Source organism: Micromonospora sp. NPDC005197 (genome assembly GCF_040608295.1).
Classification (GTDB): Bacteria; Actinomycetota; Actinomycetes; order Mycobacteriales; family Micromonosporaceae; genus Micromonospora.
Genome location: NZ_JBEXHY010000136.1, coordinates 1 through 12638 on the forward strand (window position 1 = coordinate 1; position 12638 = coordinate 12638).

A 12638-nucleotide genomic window follows, 5' to 3' on the forward strand; every position below is an offset into this window, starting at 1 on the left:
CCGCCGGCAGCGGCCCCGCCGGCAGCGGCCCCGCCGGCAGCGGCCCCGCCGGCAGCGGCCCCGCCGGCGGCAGCGCCGGGTACCGGCTGCTGGTCACCGACCGCGTCGTGCCGCTCGACGAGCGGACCGCCGTGCTGCGGCCGCCGTCGCTGGTCGCCGGCGTCGGCGCGAGTCGGGGCGTACCCGCCGCCGAGGTGGCGGAGCTGCTGCACCGGGTGCTGGCCGAGGCCGGCCTCGACCCGGCCAGCCTGCGCTGCCTGGCCACCGCCGACATCAAGGCCGACGAGGCGGGCATCCGCAGCACCGCCGACGCGCTCGGCGTACCCCTGGTGACCTGGCCGGCGACGCGGCTGGCAACTGTCGACGTGCCGCATCCCAGCGAGGTGGTCCGCGCCGCGGTCGGCACGCCGAGCGTCGCGGAGGCCGCGGCGCTGCTCGGACCGGACGGCCGGTCCGACGACGCGACGCTGCTGGTCGGCAAGACCGCGACGGCGATGGCGACCGTCGCGGTGGCCCGGCACGCGCCGCGCGGCCGGCTCGCCGTCGTCGGCCTCGGGCCGGGCGCCGCCGACCTGCGGACCCCCCGCGCGGTGGCGGAGTTGCGTCGCGCGGCGGTGGTGGTCGGCCTGGACCAGTACCTCGACCAGGTGCGGGACGTGCTGCGGCCGGGCACCCGGGTGCTGTCCAGCGGGCTTGGCGCGGAGGAGGCGCGGGCCCGCGCGGCCGTCGCCGAGGCCGCCGCCGGCCGGGCGGTCGCGCTGATCGGCTCCGGCGACGCCGGGGTGTACGCGATGGCGAGCCCCGCCCTGGAGTACGCCGACGAGCGGATCGACGTGGTGGGCGTGCCCGGGGTGACCGCCGCCCTCGCCGCCGGGGCGCTGCTCGGCGCGCCGCTCGGCCACGACCACGCCTACGTGAGCCTGTCCGACCTGCACACCCCGTGGGAGGTCATCGAGCGGCGGGTGACCGCCGCCGCCGAGGGTGACTTCGTGACGCTGTTCTACAACCCGCGCAGCCGGGCGCGCGACTGGCAGCTCGGCAAGGCGCTCGGCATCCTCGCCGCGCACCGGCCACCGGACACCCCGGTCGGCGTGGTGCGCAACGCCAGCCGCCCCGGCGAGCGGGTGCACCTGGCGACGCTGGCCACGCTCGACCCGGCCATCGTCGACATGTACAGCCTCGTCGTGGTCGGCAACAGCGACACCCGGTTGGTCGCCGGCCGGATGGTCACGCCCCGGGGGTACCGGTGGCGATCGTGACCATCGGCGCCTGCCAGGGCTGCGGCGCCTGCCTGCTGACCTGCCCCACGCACGCGATCCGGCCGGTCGTCGGCGGCCTGACGGTACGCGCCGACCGCTGCACCGGCTGCCTGGAGTGCCTGGAGATCTGCCCGGTCGACGCGATCCGCGTCGGCCAGCCCGACCCCTGCGAAGGAGCCCGATGAGCCGGGTGGTGCATCCGATCGAGGTCGAGTCGTACCGCATCCTGCGCGAGCGGGTCGACCTGTCGCACCTGCCGCCGCTGAGCCGAGCGGTGACCGAACGGGTGGTACACGCCAGCGCCGACCTCGCGTACGTCGACGACCTGGTCTGCGACGAGGCCGCCCTGGAAGCGGGGCTGGCGGCGCTGCGCGCCGGTGCGCCAGTGGTCACCGACGTGGCGATGGTCGCCGCCGGCATCACCCGCGCCGGCCTGGAGCTGGTCTGCCCGGTCGCCGAGCCGGCCGCCGCCGAGCTGGGCCGCGCGGCCGGCATCACCCGCTCGGCGGCCGCCGTGCGGATCGCGCTGGACCGGGTCGGCCCCGGCGCGGTGTGGGTGGTCGGCTGCGCGCCCACCGCGCTCGTCGAACTGCTCACCCTGGACGCCACGCCCGCGCTGGTCGTCGGCCTGCCGGTCGGCTTCGTGGGCGCCGCCGAGTCGAAGGCGGCGCTGCGGGCCAGCGGCCTGCCCGGGGTGTCCAACGTGGGCGAGAAGGGTGGCTCGGCGGTCGCCGCCGCCGCCCTCAACGCCCTGCTCTACACCGAGGAGAGGTCATGACCGGTCTGGTCATCGTCGGGCACGGCACGCGCAGCGCTGCCGGGGTCGACCAGTTCGCCGCGCTCGTCGAGCGGGTCCGCCGTCGCGGTGACGTCGCGGACGTCGAGGGCGGCTTCATCGAGCTGTCCCGCCCGCCGCTGACCGACGCGGTCGGCGCGCTCGTCACGCGCGGGCACCGGGCCCTCGTCGCGTTGCCGCTGGTGCTCACCGGCGCCGGGCACGGCAAGGGCGACATCCCCGCCGCGATGGCCCGTGAGCAGGAGCGGCACCCCGGGCTGACGTACCGCTACGGACGTCCGCTCGGCCCCCACCCGCTGCTGCACACGGCCCTCGAAGAGCGCATCGACGCCGCGTTGGCGGGTGCCGACCGGGCCGGCACGTGGGTGGCGTTGATCGGGCGGGGGTCCACCGACCCGGACGCCAACGCCGAGGTGGCCAAGGTCGCCCGGCTGCTCTGGGAGGGACGCGGCTACGCGGGTGTCGAGCCGGGCTTCATCTCGCTGGCGCAGCCGTCGGTGCCGGAGGTGCTGGACCGGTTGCGCCGGCTCGGCGCGCGGCGGATCGTCGTGGCGCCGTACTTCCTGTTCGCCGGGGTGCTGCCCGACCGGATCGTCGCCCAGTCGGCGGAGTTCGCCGCCGCGCACCCCGACCTGGACGTCCGGGTCGCCGAGGTGATCGGCGACTGTGACGCCCTCGCGGATCTGGTGCTCGAACGCCACGCCGAGGCGCTGGGCGGGGACATTCGGATGAACTGCGACACCTGCGCGTACCGCGTGTTGATGCCCGGCTTCGCGGACAAGGTGGGTCGCCCGCAACGCCCGCACGACCACCCCGACGACCCGGTCGGCCATCACCATCACCACCACGGGCACGACCACCATGATCACGGCTCGGTCGCCGTGGTCGGCGGCGGGCCGGGGCCCGACGACCTGATCACGGTACGCGGCAGGGCGCTGCTCGACGCCGCGGACGTCGTGGTGGTCGACCGGCTCGCCCCGCAGGGGCTGCTCGCCGGGCTGCGCCCCGACGTGCTGGTCATCGACGCCGCGAAGGTGCCCCGTGGCCCGTCGATGGCCCAGGACGCGATCAACGCGGCCCTGGTGTCGCACGCCAAGGCCGGTCGCCGGGTGGTGCGGCTCAAGGGCGGCGACCCGTACGTCTTCGGACGCGGCCACGAGGAGGTGCAGGCCTGCGCGGCGGCCGGCGTACCGGTGACGGTGGTCCCGGGGGTCAGCAGTGCCCTCGCCGCGCCGGCCCTCGCCGGCGTGCCGGTCACGCACCGGGGTGTGGCGCACGAGGTCACCGTGGTCTCCGGGCATCTGCCGCCCGGGCACCCCGACTCGCTTGTCGACTGGGCGGCGCTGGCCCGCGCCCGGGGCACCGTCGTGCTGCTGATGGCCGTGGACACCATCGCGAAGATCGCGGCCGTGCTGGTCGAGCACGGTCGGGCTCCGGAGACCCCGGTGCTGGCCGTGCAGGACGCCGGTCTGCCCGGCCAGCGGTCCGTGCCGGCCCGACTGGACGAGATCGGCGCGGTCGCCGCCCGCGAGGGCATCGGCCCGCCGGCCGTCTTCGTGCTCGGCCCGGTGGTCGCTCTCGCGGCCACCGGGCCGAGCGCCTGACGGCTACTCGCTGCGGGCGGTCTCCGGCCCGGTGATGCGTTGCAGCAGCGGCAACGTGGAGGCGATGACGCCGAGGCAGGCGACCAGCCCGACGACGACGATCACGTAGAAGCGCGGCCCCGGCGCGACCAGCGTGTAGTCCATCTGTGCCCGCAGGAACAGATGCGCGGCGAGCAGGCCCATCCCGATGGCGAGCGCGGCGACGGCGAGCATCGGTACGGCGCTCTCCAGCGCCACCACCCGTCGCAGGACCCGCACCGGAGCGCCGCTGAGGCGCAGCAGGCTGAACGGACGGCGGCGTTCGGTCAGGCCGCCGATGACGCTCACCGCGAGGCTGCACCCGCCGAGCGCGAGGCTGGCGATGATGATGACGTTGGCCAGTTGTTCCCAGCCGCGCAGCGTGTCGGCGAAGTCCGACTCGAAGTCGCCGGGCACGTTCGGCCCCACCCAGAAGGTCGGGAAGGCGACCTCCAGCACGGTGCGGACGCGCTCGATGGTTGCGGCGGAGCCGTCCGTGCCGACGCTTATCGATCCGACCGGTAGCCGGTGGAGGTCGTCGAGGGTGAGAGACGCGGCGGGCCAGACCGTCGCGGGTGACGCCGACTCCCGCCAGCGGCTGAGGCCTATCGGCACCTCGATGACGCTCGCGCCCTCGGCGCACCGGCCGTACGCGCTCGGGAGGTCGGCGCACGCCAACAATCCGCCCTCGCCACCGCTGATCATGTCCGGGTCTTCCCGGATGGCGGTCGCGGACCGCACGCCGCTGATCGCCCGCAACTCGGCGAAGAGCGTGTCCGGCACCGACGTCGCCTTCTCGTCGAAGACGGTGGTGACCGTGCCGGCGTCGGTCGAGCCGACCGGGGCCGGGCCACGTTCATCGACGATCGTGGTGATCACGCCGACGGCCACGCTCGTGACGAAGAGCGCGAGCATGATGCCGCTGATCGCCCGGAAGCCGGCCTTCGGGTTGTCGGCGAGGCGTCGCGCGGCGATGAGCGTGGCCGGACGGTTGGCGTACCGGGCCATCACCCGGGCACCGACCATCGTCAACCACGGGCCGGCGAAGACCAGGCCGGCCATGATGAGCAGCAGGCCGGGCAGGAAGATCGCGGTCTGACCGTCGGACGACTCGGGCCGGTAGCCGAGCGCGAACACCAGCACGGCGACACCGAGCAGCATCGGGATCAGCCGGTACGCGCGCGGCGCGCGGGGGGTGACCCGCCGGGTCACGCCCAGCGGCGAGATCCGTACGCGGCGCAGCGAGACCTGGGCGGCCAGCGCCGCGCCGGCCGGGACGCCGAGCGCCACGAGCAGGACGTTCAGCAGGCCCAGGGACATGTCGCCGGGGAAGAACGGCATGCCGGTGAACGGGATGCCCGCGAGCGAGCCCCGGAACGCGTAGAACAGGCCGAAGCCGACGGCGGTGCCGGCGACGGCGGCGGCCGCCGCCTCCACCGCGGCGACCGTCGAGATCTGCCGGGGTGTCGCGCCGACCAGGCGCATCGCGGCGAAACGCTGCTCCCGGCGGGCGGCGCTGAGCCGGGTCGCGGTGCCGATGAAGATCAGCACCGGGAAGAGCAGCCCGCCGGCGATCACACCCAGGATGAGGTTCACCGTGGTCTCGGGGAGGGCGGGCTTGTCATCGAGGTTGGCGACCTGCCGGGAGTTGGGCAGCTTGGCGACGCTGTCCGGCGTGCCGCCCACGATGGCGAGCAGCGCGTCCGGTGAGGTCAACCCGGACGGTCCGACGGTGCCCAGGTCACGCCCCGGGTATCGGTCGGCCAGCTGATCGGCCGGCTGTGCCGCGAACAGTTCCCGCAGCGCCGGCGAGACGTAGAATTCGCCGGGGCCCGGAGTGCTCGGGATCCCGGCCGGGGTGGGCGCGGTCGGTCCGGTGGCGGCGACGTCGATCCGGAGGATCTGCTTGCTGTGGAAGAAGTCGTCCCGCGTCGACCACCACAGTGGATCGGCGGCGCCGGCGGTGGAGGCCTGGGGATAGATCGACGCGTAGCGGGTGAGCTGGGCGTCGACCGCGTTGACCCCGGCGAGGGTGGTCAGCAGCAGCCCGCTGCCGATCGTGACGGCGGCGGCGATGACGAGCAGGCGGGTGAGTGCCTCCCGGCCGCCAGCCAGGGCGAGGCGGAGCCCGAAGCGGATCATGAGGCGATCCGGTCCGGAGCGTTGACGCGCCCGTCGCGCACCATGACCTCGCGGTCGGCGTACGCGGCGATCCTGGCCTCGTGGGTCACCAGGATGACAGTGGTGCCCTGCTCGCGGGCCGCGCTGACCAGCAGGTCCATGACGTGCTCGCCGGTGAGCGAGTCGAGCGCGCCGGTCGGCTCGTCGGCGAAGAGCACCTGCGGCTCGGCGACCAGGCCGCGGGCCAGGGCGACGCGTTGCGCCTGCCCGCCGGAGAGCTCGCCCGAGCGGCGCTGCTCCAGGCCGTCCAGGCCGAGGCGCGCGAACCAGGCGTACGCCTTGGGCAACGCCTGCTTGCGGTGTACGCCACTGAGCAGCAGCGGCAGGGCGACGTTCTCCACCGCGGTCAGCTCGGGGACGAGCTGGCCGAACTGGAACACGAAGCCGAACCGGTCGCGGCGCAGGCTGCTGCGCTCGGTCTCGGCCATGGCGTGGACCCTGGCCCCGTCGAAGAGGATCTCGCCGGAGCTGGGCACGAGGATGCCGGCCAGGCAGTGCAGCAGAGTGGACTTGCCCGAGCCGCTGGGGCCCATGATGGCGAGGATCTCGCCGGCGTCCACGGCGACGCTGGCGCCGCGCAGGGCGGGTGTCTGGCCGAAGGCGAATTCCACGTCCCGTGCTTCGATCACGACGCTCATGGCCGCACCTCTTTCCGCAGGGCGTCCAGGCGGGCGCCGGTCATCTCGATCCACCGGAGGTCCGCCTCCAGGTGGTACAGGCCGTGGTCGGCGAGCAGCGCGTCGACCAGGCTGCCGGCGCGCTTGATCTCGGTCAGCTCACGCATCCGCTGCAGGTGCGCGCTGCGCTGGGTGTCGAGGTACTCGGCGGCCGGCCGGTCGAGCATCAGCGCGAGCACGACCTTGGCGAAGAGCACCGTCTGCAGGTGCGGCTCCGGGTCGACCGGCTGGGTCAGCCACTGCTCGACCTCGGTCGCGCCGACGTCGGTGATGACGTAGCGCTTGCGGTCGGGGCCCGAGCCGGGCGCGACGTCGCTGATCACCACCTTGCCGTCGCGGGCCAGGCGGCTGAGGGTGGAGTAGACCTGGCCGAACGGCAGTGGCTTGCCCCGACCGAAGAACGCGTCGTAGTCGCGCTTCAGGTCGTAGCCGTGGCTGGGCTCCCGTTCGAGGAGGCCGAGAAGGGTCAGAGGCACGCTCATGCCAGGAGACTACCCCGAGGGTATACCTCGCGTATATACCCTCGGGGTGTTCTCGGTTGGCCCCTTGCTCAGGGCATGGCGTGCGGAGGTCAGCCCAGCAGGGCGCGGGCCAGGGCGTAGCCGGTGGTGGCCGCGGCGAGCCCGGCCGCGACGCTGCCGAGCACGTTGGCCAGCGCGAGCAGCCGATGACCACCCTTGGTCAGCCGCAACGTCTCGTAGCTGAAGGTGGAGTAGGTGGTCAGGGCGCCGCAGAACCCGGTGCCGAGCAGCGCGCTGACCGCGGGGTCGACCGGCCACCCGACCAGGACGCCGAGCAGCAGCGACCCGACCACGTTGACGCTGAACGTGCCCCAGGGGAACGCCGAGGCGTGGCGGGACTGCACGGCCCGGTCGGTGAGGTAGCGCAGCGGCGCGCCGACGGCCGCCCCCAGGGCGATGAGCAGCACGGTCATCGGGCGACCCGGCGTCGCAGCAGTCCGGTGGCGGCGGCGTCGCCCAACCCGACCGCGACGAGCGCCCCGAGCACCGTCGCGGCCAGGTACGCCAGCGCGACGCCCGGTGCGCCCGCCACGAGGGCCTGCTGGACGTCGACCGCGTAGGTGGAGAACGTGGTGAACCCGCCGAGCACCCCGACCCCGAGGAACGGGCGGGCCAGCGGGTGCCCACCGCCGAGGTGCCCGAGCACCGCCATCAGCACACCGATCAGCAGGCAGCCGGACACGTTGACGCCGAACGTCGCCCACCCGAAGGCGGTCGGCGCGTGCGGGGCGACGTGTTGCAGACCGGCCCGGGCCAGCGCGCCGAGCGCCCCGCCGGCCGCGATCACGGCGAGAATCGTCGCGGGGTGCGCGGTCAGCTCGCGGCGGTCGGCGGGGACCCGCAGGTCGACGTCGGGGTCGGTACGCGGCTCGAACGGCTCTGGCACGGCTCCTCAGCGTAGTGCCGGCGCCAGCCGGCGTTGACGCACCGCCGGCTGGGCCGCCTCAACGCACTGCCGGGGCCAGCGGCCTCAACCCGCTGCCGGCGCCAGCCGGCGTCAACGCGCTGCCGGCGCGCGGTGGCGTCAACGCGCTGCCGTTGTCAGCGAACTGCCGCGACGGCGGCGTCCGGGCCGCCTCGCCAGACCGTGCCGACCTCGCTGAAGCCGGCCGCGGTCAGCGCGGCCAGGTGCCAGGAAACCGGTGGGTTCCACTCGGGGCTGTGCCCGGTCGGGTAGATGGCGTGTCGTTGGGCGACCAGCGGGGCGAGCGCCGGGTCGGCGCCGGCCCGCTCCCACCAGTTGGACCAGGACAGCATCGAGCCGGCGGCGTACCGGGCGTTGCGCCGGTCCCGGGCCCGATCCATCAGCCGCTTGGTCAGCTCCGGCAGGGTGTCGTCCGGCATGTGGTCGGCGTTGACGAAGACGCCGCCCGGTCGCAGCACGTCGCGCAGCTCGGCGTAGAGCTGCCCGAGTCGGTCGGCCGGCAGCCAGTGCAGGGCGGTGGCGGTGAGCACGGCGTCGTACTCCTGGTGCGGGAGCGTGGAGCGCCACTCGGCGGCGCCGAGGTCGGCGGTGATGATGGTGGCGCGGTCGGCCAGCGAGGCGCTGGCGATGGCGAGCAGCGCCGGGTCGAGGTCGACCAGGGTCGCCTCGGCGGCGGGGAAGCGAGCGAGGGTCCGCAGCGAGATGGTGCCGGTGCCGCCGGCCAGGTCGAGCACCCGCGGCGGCCGGCCGTCGAGGACCGCTTCGACGGTGTCGAGCATGGCGGTGAACCGGTGTTCCCGGTCCGGGAGGTAGGCCTCCTGCTGGCGGTCCCAGCTCTCCTGCCAGGCCCAGGGATCCGCGATGTAAGGACTCATAGCGATCAGGCTAGTTACGGGCCCAGGGCGTTGTCCAGACCTTGTTGCACATCTTTTGCAATTGCGGGAAGATGGCAGGGCGATGATCAGAGCGACGCCGGGCCGGGCAGCTGCCCGGCCCGGCGTTGTCCTCCCGGCGGGGTCAGACCGTCGTGTCCACCAGGCTCGCGTCGGCCCGGGTCGGCTCGTTACGACGGGCCAGCCGCAGCGCCCCGAGGAGCACGCCCAGGCCGGCCAGGGTGAGCGCGGCGCCGGCCCAGATCGGCGAGGTGTAGCCGAGTCCGGCGGCGATGGTCACCCCGCCGATCCAGGCGCCCAACGCGTTGCCGAGGTTGAACGCGGCGATGTTCGCCCCGGACGCCAGGGTCGGCGCCTGGTGGGCGTAGCGCATGATCCGCATCTGCAGCGGCGGCACGGTGGCGAAGCCGAACCCACCCATCAGCACCAGCGCGACGATGGTCAGCACCGGGTTGGTGGCGGTCAGCGCGAAGCCGACGAGCACCACGGTGAGCACCGCCAGGACGGTGACCAGGGTGCGTGACAGTGACCTGTCCGCCGCCCGGCCGCCGAGCAGGTTGCCCGCGAAGAGCCCCACTCCGAAGAGGACGAGCAGCCACGGCACGGTGCTGGTGGCGAAGCCGCTGACCTCGGTGAGCGTGTAGGCGATGTAGGTGAACGCGCCGAACATCCCGCCGAAGCCCAGGACGGTGATCACCAGGGAGAGCCAGACCTGGGGGTGGGTGAAGGCCCGCAACTCGCCGCGCAGCCCGCCCGCCGGGCGGTCGGCGTCCGCGGTGTCGCCGGTGGGAATGAGCAGGGCCAGCCCGATCAGGGCGACCACCCCGATGGCGGTGATCGCCCAGAACGTCGACCGCCAGCCGAAGTGCTGCCCGAGGAAGGTGCCGAAGGGCACGCCGAGCACGTTCGCGATGGTCAGGCCGGCGAACATCATGGCGATGGCGCCCGCCCGGCGGGCCGGTGCGACCAGGCCGGCGGCGACCACCGCGCCGATGCCGAAGAACGCGCCGTGGCAGAGCGCGGCGACGATCCGACCGGCCATCATCACGGCGTAGTCGCCGGCGACGGCGGAGAGCAGGTTGCCGATGATGAAGAGCACCATCAGGCCGAGCAGCACCGGTTTGCGGGGCAGTCGGGTGACCGCCGCGGTGAGGGCGACCCCGCCGACGGCCACGCTGAGCGCGTAGCCGGAGATCAACCAGCCGGCCACCGGCTCGGTGACCGCGAAGTCCGCGGCCACCTCGGGCAGCAGCCCCATGATCACGAACTCGGTGAGTCCGATGCCGAAGGCGCCGATGGCCAGCGCGATCAGGCCGGGCGGCAGGGACTTGTGGCGTACGGACATGTTCTTCCCATCAAGAGGGGAACAGATATGCGGCGCGTGCAACTACACGCGCCGGCAAAGAAATACTTGCACGCGCTTGATATCGGCGCAAGCGTGGTAGCCTGGGGCCCGTTCAGATCACACCGAGGAGGCCGCCATGGGCATCGCCGACGACGCGGTCGAGATCCGCGCGCAGGGCTGGCGCACCCTCGCCGCCCTGCACGGGCTGATCGAGACGTCCCTGGAGCGGGCCCTACAGGCCGGCCACGGCCTGTCCGTCGTCGAATACACGGTGCTCGACGCGCTGTCCCGCCAGGACGGCTGGCACATGCGGATGAGCCAGCTCGCCCGCGCCGCCGCGCTCTCCGGTAGCGCCACCACCCGGCTGGTCACCCGCCTGGAGCAGCGGGGGCTGCTCACCCGGATCCTCTGCGCCGACGACCGGCGCGGCATCTACACCGAGCTGACCCCGGCCGGCTCCGAGCTGCTCGCCCAGACCCGACCGACCCACGACCGGGTGCTCACCGACGCGCTCGCCGAGGCGGAGGCCACCCCCGAGCTGGCGCCACTGGTCGACGCCCTGCACCGGCTGCCAGCCGCCCGCTGACCGCCCCGCCGGCCCGGGCGACGGCGGGCGTACGGTACCCGCAGCCCGCACCGGGACCGTCGCGCAAGGAGGCAGGCGATGCAGGACCGCACCCCTCGTCCCGAAGAGCTGGAGCCGATCGAGCGCGCCGACATCGACGAGCTGCGCTCCCTGCAACGCGAACGGCTGCGCTGGTCGTTGCGGCACGCGTACGACCACGTGCCGCACTACCGCCGGGCGTTCGACGCCGCCGGCGTGCACCCCGACGACTGCCGCGACCTCGCCGACCTGGCCCGCTTCCCGTTCACCGGCAAGGCGGAGCTGCGTGACAACTACCCGTTCGGCATGTTCGCCGTACCCCGGGAGCGGGTCGCCCGACTGCACGCCTCCTCCGGCACCACCGGTCGACCCACAGTGGTCGGCTACACCCGCGACGACCTGCGGACCTGGGCCCGGCTGATGGCCCGGTCCATCCGCGCCTCCGGCGGCCGTCCCGGCGACCGCGTGCACGTCGCGTACGGCTACGGGCTCTTCACCGGCGGTCTGGGCGCCCATTACGGGGCCGAGGAACTCGGCTGCACGGTCATCCCGGTCTCCGGCGGCATGACCGAACGGCAGGTGCTGCTGATCCGCGACTTCGAACCCGAGGTCATCATGGTCACGCCCAGCTACATGCTCGCCATCGTCGACGAGATGCAGCGCCAGGGCGTCGACCCCCGCACCACCTCGCTGCGGGTCGGCATCTTCGGCGCGGAGCCGTGGACCGAGGACATGCGCCGCGAGATGGAACAGCGGTTGGACATCCACGCGGTCGACATCTACGGGCTCTCCGAGGTGATGGGCCCCGGCGTGGCCACCGAGTGCGTCGAGACCAAGGACGGGCTGCACCTCTGGGAGGACCACTTCTACCCGGAGATCATCGACCCGGTCACCGGGGTAGTGCTGCCCGACGGTGAGCGGGGCGAGCTGGTGCTGACCTCGCTGACCAAGGAGGCGATGCCGGTGGTGCGCTACCGCACCCGGGACCTCACCCGGCTGCTCCCCGGCACCGCGCGGCCGATGCGCCGGATCGAGAAGATCACCGGCCGGACGGACGACATGATGATCGTTCGCGGGGTGAACGTCTTCCCCACGCAGATCGAGGAGCTGATCCTGCGCACGCCGCAGCTGTCGCCGCACTTCCAGTGCGTCCTCGACCGGCGCGGCCGGCTGGACACCCTGACCGTACGGGTGGAGCGGCGCGTCGGGGTGGCCGTGGACGCCGCCGAGCGGGCCGGCGCGGCGCTGGTCGAGCTGGTGAAGAACACCATCGGGGTGAGCGTCGCGGTGGCGGTGCTCGCCCCGGACTCGGTGGAACGGTCGATGGGCAAGATGCGCCGCATCGTCGACCAGCGCGACGGCGACTGACGGCGCGGCGGCGCGGGGTCAACGGGGCACCGCGCCCGGCGGTGTCGACATAGGATCCGCGAGATGCGCGTGCTGGTGGTCTCCGCCCCGCTCGTCGGGCACGTCTTTCCCCTGGTGCCGCTGGCCGTCGCGCTGCGCGACGCCGGCCACGACGTGCTGGTGGCCACCGGCGGTGGGGCGATGGCCGCCGCCGGCGCAGGTCTGGCCGTGCACGACGTCGCGCCCGGCTTCGACTTCGGCCGGATCGCGCTGCGGGTCCTTCCCCGCCATCCGCTGATCGCGCGCGCCGAACTGGCCGGCACCGCCGGCACCCGGGGCGCCGGGCTGCTCTTCGGCGCCCTCAACGACCAGCTCACCGACCCGGTCGTCACGCTGGCCACCGGGTGGCGACCGGATCTGGTGGTGTATCTTTCCACGATCGGCTGACGGGCTTGACCCGTTTCGAGG

14 protein-coding genes are annotated in these 12638 nt (G+C 73.8%); 7 read left to right on the forward strand and 7 right to left on the reverse strand.

Features of this window, described 5'->3' with window-relative positions:
• From cobJ to cobA, 4 genes are all read left to right on the forward strand, one after another.
• Positions 1 to 1259, forward strand: a 1259-nt coding sequence (gene cobJ, locus ABZU46_RS27270; protein ID WP_354862227.1) for a precorrin-3B C(17)-methyltransferase, incomplete at its 5' end; no start/stop codon positions are given.
• A complete protein-coding gene (locus ABZU46_RS27275) occupies positions 1247 to 1444 on the forward strand; it encodes a 4Fe-4S binding protein (RefSeq protein ID WP_354862228.1) in 198 nt (65 codons plus the stop codon). The genes cobJ and ABZU46_RS27275, both read left to right, overlap by 13 nt.
• Positions 1441 to 2037, forward strand: a complete 597-nt coding sequence (locus ABZU46_RS27280; RefSeq protein ID WP_354862230.1) for a precorrin-8X methylmutase — start codon at positions 1441 to 1443, stop codon at positions 2035 to 2037. Before ABZU46_RS27275 ends, ABZU46_RS27280 begins: the two co-directional genes overlap by 4 nt.
• Entirely contained in the window at positions 2034 to 3659 is a 1626-nt protein-coding gene (gene cobA / locus ABZU46_RS27285; protein WP_354862232.1) for a uroporphyrinogen-III C-methyltransferase, read from the forward strand. The genes ABZU46_RS27280 and cobA overlap by 4 nt, the downstream gene beginning before the upstream one ends.
• 3 nt (positions 3660 to 3662) lie before the next feature.
• Here cobA and ABZU46_RS27290 read toward each other — a convergent pair whose 3' ends face one another.
• The 7 genes from ABZU46_RS27290 to ABZU46_RS27320 all read right to left on the reverse strand — a co-directional run bounded on the left by ABZU46_RS27290 (position 3663) and on the right by ABZU46_RS27320 (position 10219).
• The gene (locus ABZU46_RS27290; RefSeq protein ID WP_354862233.1) at positions 3663 to 5819 is read right to left on the reverse strand and encodes an FtsX-like permease family protein; all 2157 of its coding nucleotides are present in this window, start codon (positions 5817 to 5819) and stop codon (positions 3663 to 3665) included.
• Complete coding sequence (locus ABZU46_RS27295) at positions 5816 to 6496, reverse strand: ABC transporter ATP-binding protein (RefSeq protein WP_354862235.1); 681 nt, start codon at positions 6494 to 6496, stop codon at positions 5816 to 5818. Before ABZU46_RS27295 ends, ABZU46_RS27290 begins: the two co-directional genes overlap by 4 nt.
• A complete protein-coding gene (locus ABZU46_RS27300; protein WP_354862237.1) occupies positions 6493 to 7017 on the reverse strand; it encodes a PadR family transcriptional regulator in 525 nt (174 codons plus the stop codon). Before ABZU46_RS27300 ends, ABZU46_RS27295 begins: the two co-directional genes overlap by 4 nt.
• Positions 7018 to 7106: 89 nt before the next feature.
• The gene (gene crcB / locus ABZU46_RS27305) at positions 7107 to 7469 is read right to left on the reverse strand and encodes a fluoride efflux transporter CrcB (protein ID WP_354862238.1); all 363 of its coding nucleotides are present in this window, start codon (positions 7467 to 7469) and stop codon (positions 7107 to 7109) included.
• Positions 7466 to 7942: a CrcB family protein gene (locus ABZU46_RS27310; protein ID WP_354862240.1), complete on the reverse strand. Its 477-nt coding sequence runs from the start codon at positions 7940 to 7942 to the stop codon at positions 7466 to 7468. The genes crcB and ABZU46_RS27310 overlap by 4 nt, the downstream gene beginning before the upstream one ends.
• A 155-nt stretch (positions 7943 to 8097) precedes the next feature.
• Complete coding sequence (locus ABZU46_RS27315) at positions 8098 to 8856, reverse strand: class I SAM-dependent methyltransferase (RefSeq protein WP_354862242.1); 759 nt, start codon at positions 8854 to 8856, stop codon at positions 8098 to 8100.
• Positions 8857 to 8998: 142 nt separating this feature from the next.
• Positions 8999 to 10219, reverse strand: a complete 1221-nt coding sequence (locus tag ABZU46_RS27320) for an MFS transporter (protein ID WP_354862244.1) — start codon at positions 10217 to 10219, stop codon at positions 8999 to 9001.
• Positions 10220 to 10355: 136 nt separating this feature from the next.
• Here ABZU46_RS27320 and ABZU46_RS27325 point away from each other — a divergent pair, with 136 nt between their 5' ends.
• The 3 genes from ABZU46_RS27325 (at position 10356) to ABZU46_RS27335 (ending at position 12617) form a co-directional block, all read left to right on the forward strand.
• Complete coding sequence (locus ABZU46_RS27325) at positions 10356 to 10805, forward strand: MarR family transcriptional regulator (protein WP_124816318.1); 450 nt, start codon at positions 10356 to 10358, stop codon at positions 10803 to 10805.
• Positions 10806 to 10883: 78 nt separating this feature from the next.
• Entirely contained in the window at positions 10884 to 12191 is a 1308-nt protein-coding gene (paaK, locus tag ABZU46_RS27330; RefSeq protein ID WP_354862246.1) for a phenylacetate--CoA ligase PaaK, read from the forward strand.
• A 63-nt stretch (positions 12192 to 12254) separates the two neighbouring features.
• Complete coding sequence (locus tag ABZU46_RS27335) at positions 12255 to 12617, forward strand: hypothetical protein (protein ID WP_354862247.1); 363 nt, start codon at positions 12255 to 12257, stop codon at positions 12615 to 12617.
• Positions 12618 to 12638: the final 21 nt, after the last annotated feature.

Bases quoted from the DNA above. Each gene is read 5' to 3' on its own strand.
- cobA (WP_354862232.1), top strand. From the start codon at position 2,034: ATGACCGGTCTGGTCATCGTCGGGCACGGCACGCGCAGCGCTGCCGGG.
- paaK (WP_354862246.1), top strand. From the start codon at position 10,884: ATGCAGGACCGCACCCCTCGTCCCGAAGAGCTGGAGCCGATCGAGCGC.
- ABZU46_RS27325 (WP_124816318.1), top strand. From the start codon at position 10,356: ATGGGCATCGCCGACGACGCGGTCGAGATCCGCGCGCAGGGCTGGCGC.
- crcB (WP_354862238.1), bottom strand. From the start codon at position 7,469: ATGACCGTGCTGCTCATCGCCCTGGGGGCGGCCGTCGGCGCGCCGCTG.
- ABZU46_RS27315 (WP_354862242.1), bottom strand. From the start codon at position 8,856: ATGAGTCCTTACATCGCGGATCCCTGGGCCTGGCAGGAGAGCTGGGAC.
- ABZU46_RS27335 (WP_354862247.1), top strand. From the start codon at position 12,255: ATGCGCGTGCTGGTGGTCTCCGCCCCGCTCGTCGGGCACGTCTTTCCC.
- ABZU46_RS27280 (WP_354862230.1), top strand. From the start codon at position 1,441: ATGAGCCGGGTGGTGCATCCGATCGAGGTCGAGTCGTACCGCATCCTG.
- ABZU46_RS27290 (WP_354862233.1), bottom strand. From the start codon at position 5,819: ATGATCCGCTTCGGGCTCCGCCTCGCCCTGGCTGGCGGCCGGGAGGCA.
- ABZU46_RS27295 (WP_354862235.1), bottom strand. From the start codon at position 6,496: ATGAGCGTCGTGATCGAAGCACGGGACGTGGAATTCGCCTTCGGCCAG.
- ABZU46_RS27320 (WP_354862244.1), bottom strand. From the start codon at position 10,219: ATGTCCGTACGCCACAAGTCCCTGCCGCCCGGCCTGATCGCGCTGGCC.
- ABZU46_RS27300 (WP_354862237.1), bottom strand. From the start codon at position 7,017: ATGAGCGTGCCTCTGACCCTTCTCGGCCTCCTCGAACGGGAGCCCAGC.